We start from the raw sequence: 18691 nt of genomic DNA, 5'->3' as shown, positions 1-18691 counted from the left end.
CCGTGCGCCGGGCGGAGCCCGTGGCGCGTCAGCCCAGGTTGTTGGTCCCGAAGGTGTCGCACCGGGCGGGGTCGCCGGTCTGGAAGCCGGTGGTGAACCACCGTTCCCGCTGGGCGGACGTGCCGTGCGAGAACTGGGACTCGTCCACCTGGCCGCCGCCGAGGTTGGACTGGATGTAGTCGTCCCCGATGCGGGACGCGGTGTCCAGGGCGCGGTCGATGTCGTCCTGGGTGACCTCGGTGATCAGCGGCCGCCCGGTCGACGACGGCGTGGTCGTCGCGTGGTTGGCCCACACGCCGGCGTAGCAGTCGGCCTGCAATTCGAGCCGCACGGAACCGGAGGTCGGCCCGGTCTCGTTGCCGACGCGCCGGGACGTGCCGAGCAGGTTCTGCACGTGGTGGCCGTACTCGTGGGCGAGCACGTAGGCCTCGGCGAACGTGCCGCCCTGCGCGCCGAAGCGGGTCTGCAGCTCCTGGTAGAAGGACAGGTCGATGTAGACCTCGGAGTCGGCGGGGCAGTAGAACGGGCCGACGTCGGAGGTGGCGCTGCCGCAGCCGGTGCGCACGCCGCCGCTGAAGAAGTTCGTCTGCGCGGTGCGGTAGGTGCGGCCGGAGCGGGCGAACTGGTCGCTCCAGTAGTCCTGGATGGAGTTGACGATGGCGACGATCGCGCAGTCGTGGTTGGAGTTGGCGTCCGCGCCGGTGCGGCACTCCTGCGCCAGCGACCCGTTGCTGACCTGCTGACCGGCGCCGAGTTCGCCGAGGCTGCCCGCACCGCTCGGGCTGACCCCGCCGATCTGGGAGAGCACGAAGTAGATGATCACGCCGACGATGCCGAGCCCGCCGCCGCCGAGCGCCACCCGGCTCCCGATGCCGCCACCGCCGCCGCGGAGGTCGTCGACCTCGGACGTGTCCAGCCCGGCGCCTTCGTCAAACCTCACCGCGTACTCCCTCACAAAAGCCTGGGTGCGGACTCCGCGAGTCCGCACCCAGGATTACCGAGGTTGTCAATTGTAATCAGCGGCTGACCACGTCGCGGGCCGGCGAGGAACTCTGCTGTGCGGACACGGAGACCGCACTGAAGCAGGTTCGAGTTCGCCGTTGTGCGCAAGCGATGGTCGAGGCGCATCGAGATGGAAACCCGTTGCTGCTCACAGTCACAGCCGGACTGGGTTCACCGCATCCCGGCTGTGGGTCCACAGCTGCATCCGGTAGTCAACCGCGAGGAACTTCTCGTCATTGAACCACCTGACCCTCTCCCGGCGGACGGCCCGACGGGCCACACCCGGGTAGTGCGTCCCCGGTCCGGTGACCGATCCACCGTTGTCTCCAAGCATGCGCCTGTGGGCGCGAATCCTCAACCGGTGCGCCGTCCCTCGTTGGTTGGTAATCGCAGTTCGGCGCTACTGTTCCGGACATGGGTGAAGTCCGGTGGCTGAGCGAGCCGGAGATGTCGGCGTGGCGCGCGTACATCGTCGCCACGCTGCGGCTCCGCCAGCGGCTGCACCGGGAGCTGGCCGCCGCGCACGACGTGTCCCTGACGGACTACGAGGTGCTGGTGTGCCTGGAGATGGCGCCGGAGCGGCGGATGCGGATGTCCGAGCTGGCGACCACGATGGGGTCCACGAAGAGCCGGCTGTCGCACCAGATAGCGCGCATGGAGGCCGCGGGGCTGGCCCGCCGCGCCCCGGACCCGGACGACAAGCGGGGAGTGGTGGCGGAACTGACCCCCGGCGGCGAGGCGCTGCTGAAGGAGGCGGCGCCCACGCACGTGGAGGGCGTGCGGGCCCACCTGATCGATTTGATGACCCCGGAGGAGCAGTCGGTGCTCGCGAGGGTCTTCTCCCGGGTCGACGAACACCTCGAAGGCCTGGGCGGCTGAGCCGCTACCCTGAGCCTCAGGGAAGCGTGGCAGAGCGGCCGAATGCACTCGCCTTGAAAGCGAGCGTGGGGCAACCCACCGGGGGTTCAAATCCCTCCGCTTCCGCGTCTGTCGAGCAGGCACTATGCCGGGTGACGCCGCCCCGGCGTAGGCCTGCGCGCGCCTTCACACCTGGTAGCTGAGGTCCGTCGCGGTGAGGGAGCTGGGGCGTAGTCGGAGCCAGACCGTTCCCCGCTCGGCCGGGTCGTCGTGGAGGTACCGCCGGAACCGCTCGTCCCAGCGGGTTTCGTCGGCTCCCAGGTAGCGGCTGAGCTTGCGACGCCCCCTCGGGACGTCGAACGGCAGCACTGCGGCCTTCCCGCGCGCGATCACTTGCCGGACCTCGCCGGTCGCGATGTCGCACACACCGATGGCGACAGCGACAGCGGGATCGGCTTTGACGCGGCCGAGCAGTTTCGTCCACGGGCCGGTCAGGATCCACAGCGCTTCGTCTTCCCAGAGGTACCAGGTGGGTCTCACCGTCGGCCCGCTGGTGGCGACGTGAGCGGTGAGCGGCCGCGCGAGAAAGGCGTCGATGTCGAAGTCGGGCTCGGTCATCCGCGCGTCCTCACTTCGCCGGTCGCCAGAGCAGCGCCACTCCGTGCCCGGGCAGCAGCCAGGACCGCACGTCCAGATCGCTCAGCTCCTCCGGCTTCAGCCACCGCGCCGACGCCGTGTTGGAGCGGAACGTGAACGGCACCACCCGGAATTCGAACGCGTCCCCGCCCTCGATGTCCAGCTCCTTGGCGGACATGGAGATCCGTTCGACGTAGCACGGGTACGGCGCCTGCCAGTAGCAGTAGCCGTCGTCGATGCGTTGCAGCGCGGTCGCCCGCATCGACAGGCGCTCGATCGCGGCCACCGTGTGGTCGTCGCCGGCGATGTCGGACAGGTCGCACTCGAAGATGCGCAGGTCGGCGAGGTGGTCGAGGGTGTTCTGGCGGGGGAGCGGGCCCATGTTGGTGCGGAAGAACGTCAGGTAGTCGGCCCACTGCTGGTACTTCACCTCGCGCAGTTCCAGCTTGCTCGACGACGCCACGTGGTGCCTGCCCTCGCCGTCGAGGTACTCGATCCGCAGCCGCACGGACGGCAGCATGTCGTCCACCGAACTCTCGAACAGCGAGCTGTCCGGCACGAACCACAGCTCGAACAGCGGCAGCTGGCACCCGGCGCTGATGGAGTCCCGAAGCAGCGCGTTGCACGTCGCGAAGATGATGAACCGGTCGACGTGCACGTTCTTCTTGAAGCTGTAGGTCACCGCGGTCGTCAGGTGGTAGATCTCGTGGTCCACCGCGCTCAGCTCGAACGTCACGCCGGTGTGGGTGCTGATCGTCAGGTCTCCGCCGAGCGGGCGCAGCCCCTCGCCGCCCAGCACGCCCGTGACGACGTCCCGGTTGGCTTCGTTGTCGCCGTAGATCGAGTGCAGGAAGGTCTCCATGACCTGCTGGGGGAGCAGCGCCTCGACGATCCGCGGGCCGGAGATCCGCGCCATCTCGGTCACCAGCCAGGGGTGCACGAACAGCTCGTACCCGCCGATCGCCGCGCCCGCCACGACGACCAGCGGGAACACCGCTTCCAGGACGTCGTGCAGGGCGGTCGGCCACCCGGGAGCCGCCCGCCAGGACACGACCGTGAGCAGCGCGGCGACACCGGCGAGGACCAGGACGAACGCGAGACGAAGGACCGCCGGGCGTGGTTTCGGGCGCGTATCGACACCAGGCCGCTGTTTCTCCCCAGCTGTCACAGCCTCTCCGCCCGGTTCGAGAGAACCCATGATCGGCGGAGAGGCCGCGACGGCGAAAGCGGCCGATAGGCTTAATTCACTCCCGGTGCCAGCGTGGCTCGTCCTCCAGTGCGTAGGTCGTGAGCGTGGCCCGCTCGCCGGGCGGGGTGCCGGTCTGCGCCACCAGGTCGCTGTACAGACCGAGCAGGTGCGTGGCCATCGCCGCGCGGGCGCCGCCCTCGTCGCGGCGCTTGAGGAACCACGTGACCTGGTTGTGGTCGTTCGCGGAGCGGACGTGCACCTCGGAGCTGCCGTAGCTGTTGCGGCGGTAACCGCGCAGCTGGGGCACCAGCGACCGGTACAGCTGGTCCAGCAGTTCGTTGTGGCTGGCCCGCACCACCGCCGAGTGGAAGTCCTCGTCGGTCTGCAGCAGTTCGTCCTTGTCGTCGATGGACGCGGACTGGTGCAGCTTCGCCAGCTTCGCGATGTCGTCCAGCTCGCCCTGGGTCGCGCGGGTCGCGGCCAGGCTCGCCGCGGTCGCCTCCAGTGCGATCCGGACCTCCATCAGGTCCGCGTCGCTCACCCGACGGTCGAACACCAGCGGCTCGTCGTGCTCGGACACGTCGGTCGACCGGACGTACCAGCCGCGGCCCCGCATCACCTCGACCACGCCCTGGAGCTGGAGCCGCTGCAGCGCGGTGCGCAGCGAACTGCGGGCCACCGCCATCCGCTGAGCCAGTTCCGGTTCCGTCGGCAGCCGGTCGCCCGCCTTGAACTTGCCGCTGCGGATCAGCGACCTGATCTTGTCCTCGATCAGTTCGGGCAGCGGCTTGCGCGTGTTCGGTGAGAGAGCCCAGCTCTCGTCATCCATCGTCAACCTCTCGCGAGCTCTTGGGTCCCCGAGCTTCCGAAGACCATAACGCCAAGCTGATGCCAGACGCAAGTTGTCTGTCAGGTGTAGTCACTTGACAGACAACCGACAGCGCCGCGATCATACAACTGCCATCGAAGGTGAGCGGGCGGGCCACCAGCCGGGCCGCCACCTGGCCAGTGAGGAGGTGTTCGCTGTGAACTCGGAATCTCTGTTCGCTGTGATTTTCTTGGTAGCTCTCGGGGTGACCATCATCGGGTGGCGAACGGTCATCGTGATGACCCTGACGGCGGGTTTCGTTCTGGCGGTGCTGGGGTTCGCGCAGCTCGTCTCGTTCCTCGGAACGGGCGCGTAAGCGCGGACGACAGGGGGCGGCTCCGTCTGTTGTCTGACAGCCGCCCCCGGTGTGGGGGCCAGACCGCCTGGTTGTACTCTCGCGCGGTCCTTGGCTGTTCCCCTCCTAGCGGAAGAAGCCGGCGCTCGGATGTACTCCAGACCTGCCTGGCCGGATGCCACCACCGTGCACGCGGCGCTGGCGCCCGCCCACGCGGTGATCGAGGAGCGTCGCGCGCTGTACCGGCTGGGGCTCGATCTCCTGGCTCCCGGCCACGACTCGGTTCCGGTCGCGCAGCTCGACAACCCCCTGTTCCGCTTCCGGATCGGGGAGGCACTCGCCGGCCGTCTGCCCTACGTGGACGCCGACGACGAACTCGGTCCGATCACGACCGAACTGCCGGCCGGCCCGGTCTCGATCCGGGTGGCCACCGCCGCCGAGGCCAATGACCGCCTCGCCGAGGCGATGCGGGTGATCCAGACGCAGAGCCTGCCCGGTCGCCGCCCGCCGCGGCTGCTGACCGGCGACGACGAAGCGCTGGCCACCGTGGCCGCCGGTCTGCGCAAGGTCCGCGAGATCAGCCCGGCGCTGGCCGACGACCTGCTCGCGCACGTCGGCCTGCTGGTGGTCCTCGATCCGGCGACCTCCGGCGGCCTGATCTCCGCGTCGTCACGGCTTTTCCCCGGACTGGTCCTGATCGACCGGCCGTCGTCGCCCTACGAGGTCGCCGAGGCGATCATTCACGAGGGTGCCCACGTCAAGCTGTTCGACTTCGCCATCACGCGGAGCTTCCTCGGCGCCGATCCCGCGCAGGGCCGGGTCTTCCGGCCGTCCTGGTCGTCGGCCGCGTGGCCGGTGGAGCAGGTCATCGCCGCGTTCCACGCCTACACCTGCCTCGCCCAGTTCGCCCAGGACGTGGAGCGGCACGGGGAAACGCCGCGGCTCGGCCCGGATTCCCTGCTGCCCCGCGCTCGTGAGCGCGCCACCGAAATCGGCCGCTGGCTGCTCGGTGAAGAGGACGCGCTGGAATTCGACGCCAGGTGGCTCCTGCACACCTTGATGTGTGATGAGACTGGACCCGAACAACTGTCTCCGGTCACCCGTCCGGTGCCGCCCGGCCACTACGCGCTGGACCCGCTGCTGCGGCTCGCCCGGATGGAGGCCACCGGCCGGGTGCTCGCCGGCCGTCCCGGCGACCCACCGGAATTGCACTGGCTCGACGGGGAAGCGGCTGATCTGGTCGTCGAGCTTAGCCAGGCCCCGGCGGGGAAGTCCCTGTCGGAAATCGGTGCCGAACGTGCGACAGTCCTCGGCGCGCTGGTGGAAGCGACCTTGGTTCGTGCCACCCCGCGCGGAGGAGTACTGTCCTCTTCGGACGGAACATTTGCGTCGGAAGGAAACTGATGTCAGTCCAGTGGGACCCTCGCCGGAGACACGAAAACCGGCCCGGCGAAACGATGGCTCCCCGGCCGGAAAACGGGGTTGTTTCCCCGAATCCGGGCCTCGGCCGTCAGCCTTACGGTCAGCCGATCACGCGAGTGGATTTCTTCCGCCGCATGCCCACCGGCGGCACCGCCTACCTCAAGCCCGCCGACTCCAACGACGACTGAACCGGCCGGGCTCGTCAACCAGGCGAGCCCACAGCCTCGTGACGAACGGCCTCAGATCGTCCCGTTCGCCATCGCTTCGCAGCTGCGCAACACGACTGCCGCGGCGCGACGCTCCCCGGCGCTCAGCTCCGGGTTCTCCGCCTGGTCCCGCCACCGGCGCACCGCGGGCAACACCTGATCCGGTCCGAGCCGCGCGGCTCGGGAAGTTCCGCCGGCGCCGAGCAATCTCAGGGCTTCCGCTTTCAGCTCCGCCGAAAAAGACGTCCGTCCGGTTTGCAGCGCGGCCACCAGCCGCAGCTCCCGGAAATCGTGGGCGCCCGCCAGCAACCGCTCCAGTTCGGCCGCCAGCCCGGCCGCGGCGGGGCGCGGTTCCATGCGCAGCACCACTTCCAGCCCGATCAACGCAGACCGCGCCTTGAGCACGTCCCGCCGCGCCACGAAGTACCCGTCGATCGCCTCACGCAGGTCGGCCAGGCCGCTGCGCGGCACGAGCTGACCAGCCAGCGCCGGCAACGTGTCGGCCCCGCGGCGGATCAACGTCAACGCCAGCCGCACGCCGAAGATCCCGAACCGCGCGAGCAGCGTGGCGCGGTCGGACGCGGCCACCGGCGCAGGGAACTCCGCCGCCGCGAAGCGGTCCGCCGACAGCAGCCGCGGCTCCAGCTCCTCCCGCGGCACGGCGGCGAGCGCGCGCAGCACCGCGAACTCCGGCTCGGTCAAGGTGCGCGCCGCCGCGGCGAGCAGCCCGGCCACCGGCACGACGTCCTGGCACAGCCCGGCGACCTCCGGCGCGACCCGGTACCGGCGCGCGACCTGCCGCGCCGAGATGACGGCGTCCACCCGTCCGCCACCGAGTTCGTCCGCCCGCGACAACACGATCAGCGCGTTGACGGCCGCCGCCCGCGCGACCGGGTGGTCCTGCAGCGTGTGCAGGAAGGACAGATCGGCTCCGGACGGGCGCCGCACGAGGTAGAGGACCGCGTCGGCGTCCATGCAGATCCCCTCGATCGTGCTGGGCGCCGCGCCGCCGTCGATCGCCGGGGTGTCCATCAGCATCAGCTCGTCCTGCGACCGACCCGGCGAGGTGCGGAACCAGGTCATCTCGCCCTGCGGCTGCTCTCCGGCCAGCGCGGCGAGCAGCGTCGACCGGCCCGATCCACGCGGGCCCACGACCGCCAGCCGCAGCGGGTCGTCGAACCGGGTGAGCTGGCGCTGCAGCCAGCTCGTCGCCCGCGGGCTGTCCTGGTAGACGTCGAGGGCCTCCTGCAGGACGGCGTGCGTCCTCTCGGCCAGGCTCACGCGGTGATCCCCCGCTGGGTGGGCAGCTGCGCCGGGGTGGCCAGGGCCTGGGCGCGGCGGCGCAGCACGTTCAGCTCCTCCATCATCCGCCGGATCTCGTTCGCCCGGACCGTGCGGCGGGTCGTGTCGTCGTCGATGGCCTGCTTGAACGTCTTCGCGGTCGCGCTGATCTCGCCACGCAGCTCGTCGGCCACGCCGTTGAGCCGGTCACGCAGCGCGCGGTGGATCTGCCGCGCGGTGTCCTTGCTGTGCTTGCCGTAGCGCAGGAAGAAGTCGTCGACGTACCGGTGCGCGGCGGTCTTCGCGGCGTGCTGGCGCCGCTTGAGCCGGTTGCCGCGCTCCTCGAAGACGCTCTTCGCGCCGAAGGCGGCGCCCGCGCCGAGCGAGATCGGGTTGATCAGCGGCAGGCCCGCGATCGTGGTCGCGAGGCCGAACATCAGCAGACCGCTGTACGACCCGCGCATCCCGACGAACAGCTTCTGCCCCACGCTGAACCGCTCGACCCGCGGCATCCGCAGGTCCCCGACGGCGTCACCGGGCACCTCGCGCGGCAGCGAGTCGGGCAGCGCGTCCTCGCGGTGCGGCGCGACCTGCCGCGCGATCTTGCGGGCGATCCACTCGAACCGGTCGAGCAGCCACTCCGAGTTCGTCTCCGCGACCGTGGTCAGGTTCTCCCGCAGCCACTCCTCGAACTCGGGCCACGTCTTCGCCGGGTCGGCGGTTTCGAAGTACTCGTCGACCTCGACCAGGATCTTGCGCGTCCGGTCACGCAGGTCGAACTCGACGTCCGAGATCAGGTCGGACACCTCGTCGGACAGCAGCGTCTGCCAGCGGTTCGCGTCCCGCTGCAGCTTCTCCAGGCGCCGCCCGGCGGCGTGCCACCGCGCGACCGCGTCGCCGTTGTCCGGCTGCTGCGTCGCGGCGAACTCCTCGGTCAGCTCGTTCTGCAGCGCCTCGACGGTGGTCGTGCTCAGGGCGGCGACCGAGCGCCGGGCCAGCAGGTCCGCCTGCCCTGGCAGGTCCTGGTGCAGGCACTTGACCAGCTCGCCGAACCCGGACTCGGCGTTCAGCGCCTGGTCGCCGGTGCGGGCCGCGGCCAGCCGCAGCGCGGCGGACACCGGGATCAGCGACGCCATCAGCCCGCGCTGGTCGAGCCGGTTGCGGTTGCGCTGCGCGACCGTCCGCCACCCGGGCACCAGGTCGATCTTGGTGAGCACCACGAGCACCGTCGGGCACAGCCGGACGACCTGCTCGAGCAGCTGGATCTCCGACGCCGACAGCTCGCTCGTCGCGTCGGTGGCCATCAGCACCGCGTCCGCGGAGTCGACGGTCTCCATCGCCGCCCGCGGCGGGGTGTCGACCAGCGCCAGCCCGCCGGCCAGCAGCGCGCGGGGCAGGCCCACCTCGGCCCGGACGACCGGTGGACCGCTCACAGCGACCGCTTCCCGATTGGCCTGGCCGGTCACCGACTCCACCGGCACCGGCTGCCGCGCCGGGCCTTCGATGGCCCGCGGACCGGCCGTGACGACGGCCGCCGTGGGCGTCTCGGCGTGCGTCACGACGGCCGGGACCGTGGTCGTGCCGTCCTCGCCGACCGCGCACACCGGGGCGTTGACCAGCGCGTTCACCAGCTGGCTCTTGCCCTGGCCGGTCTCCCCGATCACGACGACCCGCAGCTTCTCGTCGAGCAGCTGGGCTCTGCGTCTGCGGATGCGATCGGCCAGGTCCGGGCGCCGTTGGGTGGCGCAGACGTGGGCGGTGTCGTCCAGTACGTCGAGCCAGGGTGGTGCGAGCACGCGGAGGAGTGTGCCGTGTCGTGACCAAAACGTGAAGCGGCGGGGTCCGTTCTGAGACGAACCCCGCCGCTTCATCGGTGAGTGGTAGCCGCGCCGTTGCGGCTACCGGTCAGTGCCCCAGGGGCAGGTCGCCGTGCAGGTTGTCGAGGTCGGCGGCCTCGGGCAGCGGCGCGTGGTTGAGCGGGCCGAGCGTGTCGACCAGCGGGCTGTCGGTCACGGACACGACCTCCTTGACCGGGTCCGTGGTCAGCGCGTGCTCGACGTGGTTGGTGACCTCCGGCAGCGGGTTCGCGACCGGCAGGTGCGGCAGGCCCTGCGGCAGCTCGGCGCCGAAGTGGACCGGCAGGTCGCCGGGCGCCTCGGCCGGGATCTCGGCCGGGACGGCGGCGGGCAGCACGGCCGGCACGCCGGGGGCGGCGGGCAGGTCGGCGGCGAGGTCCGCGGCCTGGTGGCCACCGTCCGAGATCGCGGTGCCCGCCTGGGCGCCGGCGTTGGTGACCAGGTCACCGGCCTGCGCGCCACCCAGCGTCAGGTACTCGCCGAGGGTGGCCGAGTTCTGCGCGACACCGCCGCCGACCAGGTCACCGCCGATCGAGATGTAGTCGGCGATCGTGCCGGCGGCCGGCTCGGCGCGGCCGAGGACGTCCGAGTCGAGCGAACCGGCCAGGTCGCCGGCCTCGTCGAAGCTCGGGACGTCGGCGGGGGTGCCGTCGACGCCGAGGGTGTAGGTGCCCAGGGCCGAGTCGGTGCGGGCGCCCGCGAGGACGGCGTCCTCACCGGCGGTCAGGCCGCCCTGCAGCTCACCCTCGTTGTTCTCGACGGCGAAGCCGCCGGTGAAGCCCTCGGTGCTGCCGGCGGCGCTGCCGATGAAGGCGCCCGCGGGGGTGCCCGCGGTGCCGGCGACACCGGCGCCCTCCTTGGCGGCGGCGGCCGCGGCGGCGCCCTCGGCCAGCTCACCCTCGTAGGACACGGTGGTGGCGTAGCCGTCCTCGGAGCCCGCGCTGGCGGTGTCGACGCGGCCGACGGCCGGGATGTCCAGGTCGGGAGCGGTGAACGGCTTGTCGCCCAGCGACGGGGCGGCCACCGGCAGCGAGCCCAGCGTGTCGAAGTCGACGGGCAGCTCGCCGGTCTCCGGCAGCTCGGTCAGGCCGACGGCCTCGCCGAGGGCGGCGACGTCCTCGGTGCCCACCGGCAGGGAACCGGCGTCGAGGGGCAGCGCGCTGGTGTCGAGCGGCAGGCCGCTCCCGTCGACCGGCAGGGCGGTCAGCTCGCTCGGCACGTCGGCGCGCTCGGCACCCACGGTCGGCAGCGAGGGCAGCTCACCCAGGGCGGGCAGCTGGACCGGGAGCCCGGGCAGCGAGCCCTGCAGGCCCTCGACCTCGGGCAGCCCGACCGGCAGCTCGCCGAGCTCGGGGGCCGCGCCGGTGAGCGCCTCGGTCGGCAGGTCGTTGCGCGCGTCCAGCGGGAGGCCGTCGACGGCGGGCGGCTGCAGCGGCAGGTCGCTCAGCTCGGGCAGCTCGACGGGGATGTCACCCAGCTCGGGCAGCTCGACCGGCAGCGCGTCGGTGGGCAGGCTGTCCGTGGGCAGCGCGTCCAGCGGCAGCTGGTCCACCGGCAGCGCGTTGACCGGCAGGTCCTGGCGGACCGGCACGTCGAGCGGCAGGCCGTCGACGGCGGGGACGTCCAGCGGCAGGTCGCCCAGCGCGGGCAGCTCCACCGGCAGGTCGCCCAGCAGCCCGCCACCGAGCGGCAGGGCCGACGCGTCCAGCGGCAGCGCCGAGGTGTCGAGCGGCAGGGCCGAGGTGTCGACGGGCAGGTCGGCGCGGGCCGGGACTTCCAGGGGCAGCTCGGGAGCCTCGACCGGCAGCGCGTCGGCCGCGTCCGCGACGGCCTGCAGCTGGGCGATGGCGCCCTGCAGGTCGGTCACGTCGGCGTCGAGCGGCAGCGCGGACAGGGCGTCGGCCAGCGGCGCGGGCGCGTAGTCGGCGACCAGCGGGGCGACTTCCTGGATGTCCTGCGGCGTGACGTCGCTCAAGCCGGCGGCGGCGAGCGCGCTGGTCGGGTCGGCGGCGAACGCCGACCGGGCAGCCTCGTCGTTCAGCAGGGTGAGCACGAACTCGTGCAGGTTCTGGGCGGGGAGAGACAAGGAATATCTCCGCGGATCTCGGGGGGTGAAAACGGACAAGGCGTCCAGGGTGCACCGCAGGACGCCTTGGCAGAACCTAGTGACCGTTCCGTTACCGAGGCATCGGGGATCGGTCCGCAACCTTCGGCGAGGCCATGGGGGCCATCGGTTAGGGGATTAGGGGATGTGACCCCAACGGGCGACTTTGGTACGAAGGGGCGACCCCGTGAGTGAGGATTCAACCCCTATGCGTCACGTTCTCGGCATCGACATCGGCAGCACCGGCATCGCCGCTGCCGTGTGCCGTGACGTGGGCGAACGCTGGTCGGAGCCGGTGGTCGTGCCTGGCGTCGAGTCGGTCGTGCACGTCGCTCCGGACGCGACGGTGTCGGTCGGCGCGGAGGCGGTGCGGCGGTCGGTCGTGGAACCCGACCGCGTGGCGCGTGGTTTCCTGCGCCGGGTCGGCGACGACGTTCCGTTCCTCCTCGGTGACGAGCTGTACACGGCCGAGGCGCTCACGGCCGCCGTCGCGGGGTGGGTCGTGGACCAGGTCGCCGCCGACGAGGGCGAGCCTGCCGAGCGCATCGCGATCACCCACCCGCCGTCCTGGGGCACCTACCGGCGCAAGCTGCTGCTGGACGCGCTGGCCGCGGCCGGCTTGCCGCCCGCGATGCTGTTGCCGACGCCGGTCGCCGCCGCGGAGGGGCACCTCGCGCGTGAGCGGATCGATCCGCAGACGCTCGTCGGGGTGTGCCGGATCGGCGGTGAGCACGTAGACCTCGCCGTGCTGCGTCGCGGAGCCACGACGTTCGAGCTGGTCACGCACGCCGAACCGGCCGAGCCGACCGCCGGGAAGACGCTCGACGACCTGCTGTTCGAGCACGTCCGTGAGCGCTGCGGCGACGTCGCGCCGTCGGCGTTGCGGCTGGTGTGCGCGGAGGCGAAGGAGCGGCTGTCGGCGTTGCCCGAGACCGAGATCGGGCCGGTCCGGGTGACGCGTGCGGAGTTCGACCGGCTGGCGCGGCCGGGCCTGCTCGCGACGCTCGAACCGCTGCGCCGGTACGAACGGCTGAGCGCCGTGCTGCTGGTCGGCGGCACGGCGGCGGTCCCGCTGCTGGCCGAAGTGGTCGCTGGGCTGACCGGTGGCCGGGTGGTCGCCGAGCCCGAGCCGGCGTCCGCGGTCGCGCGCGGGGCGGCGCTGGTCGCGCGGCTCGTGGAAGGCGCGGCGGTCGAGTCGACCGCGCTCGTGCCCAAGGTGACCGGCTTCCCCGACCTGGAACCCGAAGACGTGTACGACGACGAACCCGTTCCGCCGCGGCCGCCCGTAGTACTGACCCCGCTCGAACCGCCCCGTCGCCGGTTCGCGCCCTCCCGCCGCGGCGGCTCCCGAAGCGAGGACGACGAGTGATCCTGCTGGACGAACCCACCGAGCGGGTCTGCGCGGCGATCAAATCCGGTCAGCTCGCGCCGGTCCGCCTCGCGATCGTGGCCCCTGGCGGCTACGGCAAGACCGCCGTGCTCGACCACCTCGCCGGCGCGCCCGGCGTGCGGCTGGTCGACGACGCCCACCTGCTCACCGACGCCGAACTGTCCGAAGTGGCCCGGCAGCTCGACGACGAGTCGGCCGGCCTGGTCATCGCGGCCCGTCCGCACCCGCGGCCCTCCGCGCTCAACCAGGTGCTCGGCCGTCTGACGGGACAGCTGGTGCTGCGGCCGTTCGACCGGCTGCGCACGGAGACGTTCCTGGCCAGGGCCGGGCGGCCGCTGGCGGTCGACACGGTGCTGGCGCAGACCGGCGGCGTGCCGGGGTTCGTGCGCTTGCTGGCTGGCGGTGACGGTGAGCTGGTCGCGGCGTTCCGGCACGAGCTGGACCAGGCCGGTGAGGATTCGCTGTGCTACCTGCTCGCGGTCGAGGCCGGGGCCGACCCGGACCTGCTCGCCGCGTTGAACCTGCCCGCCTCGACGGTCGAAGCGGTGCGCGCGACCGGGTACCTCGGGCCGGACGGCCGGTTGCTGCCCGTCGCCGCGCGGGGCCTGCGTGAGCTGGTGCCCGCGGACCGGCGGATCGCGTTGCGGCTGCGGCTGATCCGGCGGCAACTCGACCGCAGCGGGCCGGTGCTGAGCCTGGTCCGGCCGTTGATCGGGACGGGCGTGACCGGGGCGGACGTCGCGACGGCGTTCGAGGTGGCCGCGGGCGAGGCGGCCGGCGATCCGGCGCTGGCCGCCCGGTTGTACGAGGCGGCGGTGCGGGCCGGGCGGCCGACGGCGGCGGTGGGCACGCGTTGGGCCGAGGCGGTCGCGCGGACCGGGGACTTCGACACCGCGCTGCAGCTGGCCGACCAGGTGATCGCCGCGGACGATGCGGTGGACCGGGCCGAGGGGGCGCAGGTCGCGGGCGCGGCGCTGGCGCACCGGGGCCAGCTGGCGCGCAGCGCGGAGCTGTTCCAGTGGTCCGACACGGCTGCGGCGCGCTGCTTCGCGGTGATCGGCCTGACCGGGTCCGGCCGGCTGGCGGAGGCGGAGAAGCTGCTCGGCAAGTCCGCTGTGGACGGTCCGCCGACGCTGCTCGCGGGCGCGGTGTCGTCGGCGGCTCGTGGTGTGCTGGAGTCGGTGACGGACCAGCCGACGGTGGCACTGTCCACTTTGATCCGTTCGGCGGAGATGCTCGAGCCGGTGTCGGACCGGGTGCTGCTGCCGGACAGCCCGGCGGCGCTGGGCGCGCTGGTCGCGTTGCACTCGGGTGAGGCGGCGATCGCGGAGCCGTTGCTGGAGCGGGCGGTGTCGTCGGGTGTGCTGGTGCCGCGGCACCGGTTGCTGCTGGCGTGGATCGCGATGCTGCGTGGCGACGAGGAGGGCGCGACCGCGCAGTTGCGGTCGGCGGGGGAGCAGTTGTCGCCGCGGGACTGGTTGTTCGCGGTCGGGTTGCGGGTCGGGCTGACGCGCCGGTCGAGTGATCTGGCCGGGTTGCGGCGGATCTGGATCCAGGCGCGCGAGGCCGTGGTCCGGCACCCGGTCGACCTGTTCACGTTCCTGCCGTTCGGGGAGTTCGAGGTGGCGGCGGCGCGGCTGGGGGAGCGGGACCGGCTGGCGCCGCACCTGCGGCAGGCGCGGGAGTTGCTGGCCGGGCTGGGGAATCCGCCGTTGTGGGCGAGCGCGTTGCACTGGAGCGGCCTGCACGCGGCGGTGATCGCGGAGCAGCCGGAGGAGGCGGCCGCCCACGCCGCGGCGCTGTCGGAGGCGGCGTCGGCGGGCCCGTACTTCGCGACGATCGCCCGCGCGGCGCAGTGCTGGCTGGAGGTGCTGGGCGGCGAGGTCGACGCCGTGGCGGTCGAGACGGCGGCGCGTGACCTGCACGGGGTGGGCCTGTGCTGGGACGGCGCGCGGCTGGCCGGGCAGGCGGCGATCCGGACGTCCGACCGGAAGGCGATGGTGACCCTGCTGGACTGTGCCCGTGTGCTCCAGGGCCGGCCGGGCCGGGAGGCGGTGGAGCACACGGGCGGGGTGCGGCTGAGCGAGCGGGAGCGGCAGGTCGCGGAGCTCGTGGTGGCCGGGCTGACGTACAAGCAGATCGGTGATCGGCTGTTCATCTCGGCGAAGACGGTGGAGCACCACATGGCGCGGATGCGCCAGCGTCTTGGCGCGGGCAGTCGCGGTGAGCTGCTGGCCGAGCTGCGGGAGATCGTGCAGGTGGCGTCCTAGCGGACGACCTGCACGGTGTCTCCGGAAGTCAGGGTGCCGAAGAACTTCTGCGACGCACTCGGCGACAGGTGGATGCAGCCGTGCGAGTACTTGGACAGGCTGCCCTGGTGGAAGGCGATGCCGGGCTGGAAGAAGACCGAGTACGGCATGGGGGCGTCGAACTCGCGGCTGTGGTAGTCCTTGACCTTCGCCGAGACGCGGAAGGTGCCGACGGGGGTCGGGTCGCTGGCTGAGCCGGGCATGATCTGGACCGGGCCGTAGACGACTTCGCCGCCGCTGAGGAGCCACGCCTTCTTCGCGGAGAGGTCCACGCACGCGTCGACGGTGGCCGAGCAGGGCACGCCTGCCGGAGCGGCCTTGGCCTTGGTCGTCGTGCTGGTGGTCTTCTTCGAGGTGGAGGTCTTCGAGCTGCTCGACGGCGCGGGCGCGGAGCTGCTGGTGCTCGGCGCGGGCGCAGCCGAGGTGGTGGTCACGGGCGGCGCGCTGGTGGTGGGGGCAGCGCTGGTCACGGCGGTGGTCGCGGCGACCTGCTGCACGGCGGCCTGCTCAGAAGCGCCCCCACAGGCGCCGAGCACCAACACGGCTGCCACGGCCGCCGCGGCCAGCACCATCTTCTTGACGGTCACTCGATTCCCCCAGCTTTTCGTTCGGTGTCTACAAGCGGATAGACGTGGTCCGCGGGGCGGTGGTTGAGCGCCGCAGGTCACGATCTTGTTGCACCAGGTTTGAGGGGGCAAAGTTCACTGGGATGAGTGGTGGGGCGTTGCCTCAGGTGATTTGGTTCGGCCCCGGCCCCGGCCCCGGCCCCGGCCCCGGCCCCAGTCACCGGCCACCGGCCACCAGCCACCGGCCGCACCCCAGCCACCGGCCGCACCCCAGCCTCTGCCCCTGCCACCAGCCCCTGCCCCTGCCCCTGCCACCGGCCCAGCCCCAGCCCCAGCACCAGCCCCTGCTTCTGCCCCAGGCGACCGGCCACCGGCCACCGGCCCCAGCCACCGGCCACGGCCGCAGGCCCGTCTCCGCCTGTGCCGGTACCTCCGTCTCAGCGTCTGCGTCTGCTCCTGCCTGTGCCTCCCCGTCCGGCGTCCGTGCCCGCTCCCTGCGTTGGGCACCCGACCCCACGTCCGCGCCCCGCGCCCCGCGCCCCGCGCAGTTCACCCGAGCGCCTCGCTCCCACCCCCACACCCGCCGCGCGGGAGCCTCGTACCCACCGCCTCGCGCCCCCATGGCCGGTGCCCCACGCCTTGTGCGGGTCGCCATGCGACCAGCGCCTCGCGGCCCAACGCCCCCACCTGGCGCTCCACGTCCGCCAGTCTCGCGTCGAGCGCCGGGCGCCGGCCGTCTCGTCCCCGGCGCCTCGCGTCCGCGTCCCACGACCAGCGTCCCGCGCCCACGCCCCAGCCCTCAGGGCAGAGTCCCGGCCTCCAGGCGCGTCCTCGGTGCGAGTCCCAACCCGCGGAAGCACCGAGACCCCCAGCCCGCCGCTCGGGCACGATGGCCCCATGCGCTACGTCATCATCGGAGCGGGCGCGGTCGGCTCGACCGTCGCCGCTCAGCTGCAACTCGCCGGCCTTCCGGTCGTGCTCATCGCGCGCGGCGAGCACGGCGCCAAGATCCGCGAACAGGGGCTGCGGTACTTCCGGCCCACCGGCGAGCAGCTCGTGCGGGTGCCCGTCGCCGGGAGCGCCGCCGACGTCGAACTGACCTCGTCGGACGTCCTCGTCGTGGCCACCAAGACCCAGGACACCGAGTCGGTCCTCCAAGAGTGGTCGTGGCGCCCGGCCGGCTCCGGCCTCGCCGCCGACCTGCCGGTCGTGATGCTGCAGAACGGCCTCGAGAACGAGCGCGCGGCACTGCGTCGTTTCGCCACCGTGTTCGGCGCGTCGCTGTGGATGCCGGTGTCCTACATCGACCCGGGTGAGGTGAGCGCCCAGGGCGCTGAACTGCCGGGCATCCTGTGGCTGGGGCAGTTCCCGTCCGGTGACGACCCGCGCCTCAGCGCGATCGCGGCCGACCTGCGCACAGCCGGCTTCGGCGTCCAGCTCGTGCCGGACCTGCTGCGCTGGAAGGCCGGCAAGCTCCTCGCCAACCTCGGCAACGCCGTCGACGCGCTCTTCGGGCACGACGAGCGCACCGCGTCGTTGAGCCGGGACCTGCGAGCCGAGGGACGTCGAGTGCTGGCCGCCGCAGGGATCGAACCGGTCGATCTACGCGAAGCGTCCGAAATAGACGCCTCAGCCGCGGACGCGGCCGAGATCCCTGGACGTCCACGCGCCGGCAGCTCCACCCGCCAGAGCCTGGCCCGAGGCGCCGGATCCGTCGAAGGCGATTACCTCAACGGCGAGATCGTCCTGCTCGGACGGTTGCACGGCGTCCCAACACCGTTCAACGCCGCGGTGCAGCGCCGCCTCGCGCTGGCCGCCTCGCGTGGCGAAGCGCCGGGTTCGGCCGACCCGGCGGAACTCGACCTGCCGCGGCCACCGGTCCTGATCACCGCCGACGAACTCCAGCGGCAGCTCGACTCGTCCGCCCCACCCGTCCTGCTGGACGTGCGCTGGGCACTGGGCGACCCGAACGGGCACCGCCACTACCTCGACGGCCACCTGCCGGGCGCGGTGTACGTGGACCTCGACACCGAACTGGCCGCGCCGCCGTCCCCCGCAGAGGGACGCCACCCCCTGCCAGACCTCGACGCGCTCCAAGCCGCCGCCCGCCGCTGGGGTATTCGCGAGGGCTCGTCCGTCGTCGTCTACGACAACAGCGGGAACCTGGTCGCCGCACGCGCCTGGTGGCTGCTCCGCTGGGCGGGCGTCGCGGACGTCCGGCTCCTCGACGGCGGGCTCGCCGCGTGGGGCGACCGGCCTCTGGAAACCGGTTTCGGCCGGAACCCTGAGCCGGGCGACATCGTCCTCAAACCCGGTCACCTGCCCGTCCTCACCATCGACGAAGCAGCCGCGCTGCCTGGTAAGGGCACGCTGTTCGACGCCCGCGCCGGCGAGCGCTACCGGGGCGAGCAGGAGCCGATCGACCCCCGCGCCGGCCACGTCCCCGGTGCCATCAGCGCGCCGACCGGCGAGAACCTCACCACCGAGGGTCGGTTCCGCTCGCCCGAGCAGCTCGCCGCCCGCTTCCGCGAGCTCGGCGCAGCCGAAGGCCCGGTCGGGGTGTACTGCGGCTCTGGTGTGACGGCGGCTCACGAGATCGCGGCCCTCGCGATCGCCGGCATCGACGCGGCCTTGTACCCCGGTTCGTGGTCGCAGTGGTCGAACCAGCCCGACCGTCCCGCGGCGACCGGCCCGAACCCGTAGCGAAGC

At 72.4% G+C, this 18691-nt stretch carries 14 protein-coding genes and 1 tRNA gene; 7 read left to right on the top strand and 8 right to left on the bottom strand.

Going from position 1 to position 18691, the window contains the following annotated elements; translation table 11 throughout:
• Window positions 1-28: 28 nt before the first annotated feature.
• Window positions 29-940, bottom strand: a complete 912-nt coding sequence (locus ABZ193_RS06840) for a neutral zinc metallopeptidase (RefSeq protein ID WP_020416467.1) — start codon at window positions 938-940, stop codon at window positions 29-31.
• Window positions 941-1416: 476 nt separating this feature from the next.
• Here ABZ193_RS06840 and ABZ193_RS06835 point away from each other — a divergent pair, with 476 nt between their 5' ends.
• Both ABZ193_RS06835 and ABZ193_RS06830 read left to right on the top strand, forming a co-directional pair.
• A complete protein-coding gene (locus ABZ193_RS06835; protein ID WP_020416469.1) occupies window positions 1417-1881 on the top strand; it encodes a MarR family transcriptional regulator in 465 nt (154 codons plus the stop codon).
• 20 nt (window positions 1882-1901) lie between these two features.
• Window positions 1902-1986: transfer RNA gene (locus ABZ193_RS06830), tRNA-Ser, on the top strand.
• A gap of 60 nt (window positions 1987-2046) precedes the next feature.
• On the opposite strand, the gene ABZ193_RS06825 is transcribed toward ABZ193_RS06830, so the two are convergent.
• From ABZ193_RS06825 to ABZ193_RS06815, 3 genes are all read right to left on the bottom strand, one after another.
• Window positions 2047-2478, bottom strand: a complete 432-nt coding sequence (locus ABZ193_RS06825) for a pyridoxamine 5'-phosphate oxidase family protein (protein WP_354709203.1) — start codon at window positions 2476-2478, stop codon at window positions 2047-2049.
• 10 nt (window positions 2479-2488) lie between these two features.
• Window positions 2489-3664, bottom strand: a complete 1176-nt coding sequence (locus ABZ193_RS06820; RefSeq protein ID WP_237338261.1) for a hypothetical protein — start codon at window positions 3662-3664, stop codon at window positions 2489-2491.
• 76 nt (window positions 3665-3740) lie between these two features.
• The gene (locus tag ABZ193_RS06815; RefSeq protein WP_017986219.1) at window positions 3741-4514 is read right to left on the bottom strand and encodes a FadR/GntR family transcriptional regulator; all 774 of its coding nucleotides are present in this window, start codon (window positions 4512-4514) and stop codon (window positions 3741-3743) included.
• Window positions 4515-4608: 94 nt separating this feature from the next.
• On the opposite strand from ABZ193_RS06815, the gene ABZ193_RS06810 reads away from it, so the two are divergent.
• Entirely contained in the window at window positions 4609-4869 is a 261-nt protein-coding gene (locus ABZ193_RS06810; RefSeq protein WP_157358395.1) for a hypothetical protein, read from the top strand.
• A gap of 129 nt (window positions 4870-4998) precedes the next feature.
• Window positions 4999-6252 carry an HEXXH motif-containing putative peptide modification protein gene (locus ABZ193_RS06805; protein ID WP_354709201.1) on the top strand — a complete coding sequence of 418 codons (1254 nt, stop codon included), beginning with the start codon at window positions 4999-5001 and terminating at the stop codon, window positions 6250-6252.
• 257 nt (window positions 6253-6509) lie between these two features.
• Here ABZ193_RS06805 and ABZ193_RS06800 read toward each other — a convergent pair whose 3' ends face one another.
• The 3 genes from ABZ193_RS06800 to ABZ193_RS06790 all read right to left on the bottom strand — a co-directional run bounded on the left by ABZ193_RS06800 (window position 6510) and on the right by ABZ193_RS06790 (window position 11699).
• Complete coding sequence (locus ABZ193_RS06800; RefSeq protein ID WP_354709200.1) at window positions 6510-7757, bottom strand: hypothetical protein; 1248 nt, start codon at window positions 7755-7757, stop codon at window positions 6510-6512.
• Complete coding sequence (locus ABZ193_RS06795; protein WP_354709199.1) at window positions 7754-9553, bottom strand: dynamin family protein; 1800 nt, start codon at window positions 9551-9553, stop codon at window positions 7754-7756. Before ABZ193_RS06795 ends, ABZ193_RS06800 begins: the two co-directional genes overlap by 4 nt.
• A 109-nt stretch (window positions 9554-9662) precedes the next feature.
• Entirely contained in the window at window positions 9663-11699 is a 2037-nt protein-coding gene (locus tag ABZ193_RS06790; protein WP_354709198.1) for an IniB N-terminal domain-containing protein, read from the bottom strand.
• A gap of 226 nt (window positions 11700-11925) precedes the next feature.
• Here ABZ193_RS06790 and ABZ193_RS06785 point away from each other — a divergent pair, with 226 nt between their 5' ends.
• Window positions 11926-13086 (top strand): Hsp70 family protein, encoded by a 1161-nt coding sequence (locus ABZ193_RS06785; RefSeq protein ID WP_354709197.1) that lies wholly within the window; start codon window positions 11926-11928, stop codon window positions 13084-13086.
• Complete coding sequence (locus ABZ193_RS06780) at window positions 13083-15377, top strand: helix-turn-helix transcriptional regulator (RefSeq protein ID WP_354709196.1); 2295 nt, start codon at window positions 13083-13085, stop codon at window positions 15375-15377. The genes ABZ193_RS06785 and ABZ193_RS06780 overlap by 4 nt, the downstream gene beginning before the upstream one ends.
• Here the strand turns inward: ABZ193_RS06780 and ABZ193_RS06775 are convergent.
• Window positions 15374-16003: a L,D-transpeptidase gene (locus tag ABZ193_RS06775; protein WP_354709195.1), complete on the bottom strand. Its 630-nt coding sequence runs from the start codon at window positions 16001-16003 to the stop codon at window positions 15374-15376. The genes ABZ193_RS06780 and ABZ193_RS06775 overlap by 4 nt on opposite strands.
• A gap of 876 nt (window positions 16004-16879) precedes the next feature.
• Between ABZ193_RS06775 and ABZ193_RS06770 the strand changes: the two genes are divergently transcribed.
• Complete coding sequence (locus ABZ193_RS06770; protein ID WP_308191181.1) at window positions 16880-18685, top strand: rhodanese-like domain-containing protein; 1806 nt, start codon at window positions 16880-16882, stop codon at window positions 18683-18685.
• Window positions 18686-18691 lie beyond the last annotated feature (6 nt).

Source organism: Amycolatopsis sp. NPDC006125, from assembly GCF_040614195.1.
Classification (GTDB): Bacteria; Actinomycetota; Actinomycetes; order Mycobacteriales; family Pseudonocardiaceae; genus Amycolatopsis_E; species Amycolatopsis_E tucumanensis.
The sequence above is the reverse complement of the archived record's forward strand: the minus strand, read 5'-3'. Positions and strand labels throughout refer to the sequence as shown.

What these genes read in the sequence shown, in the direction of transcription:
- ABZ193_RS06785 (WP_354709197.1), top strand. Translation starts at nt 11,926, where the DNA reads ATGCGTCACGTTCTCGGCATCGACATCGGCAGCACCGGCATCGCCGCT.
- ABZ193_RS06815 (WP_017986219.1), bottom strand. Translation starts at nt 4,514, where the DNA reads ATGGATGACGAGAGCTGGGCTCTCTCACCGAACACGCGCAAGCCGCTG.
- ABZ193_RS06825 (WP_354709203.1), bottom strand. Translation starts at nt 2,478, where the DNA reads ATGACCGAGCCCGACTTCGACATCGACGCCTTTCTCGCGCGGCCGCTC.
- ABZ193_RS06770 (WP_308191181.1), top strand. Translation starts at nt 16,880, where the DNA reads ATGCGCTACGTCATCATCGGAGCGGGCGCGGTCGGCTCGACCGTCGCC.
- ABZ193_RS06805 (WP_354709201.1), top strand. Translation starts at nt 4,999, where the DNA reads ATGTACTCCAGACCTGCCTGGCCGGATGCCACCACCGTGCACGCGGCG.
- ABZ193_RS06835 (WP_020416469.1), top strand. Translation starts at nt 1,417, where the DNA reads ATGGGTGAAGTCCGGTGGCTGAGCGAGCCGGAGATGTCGGCGTGGCGC.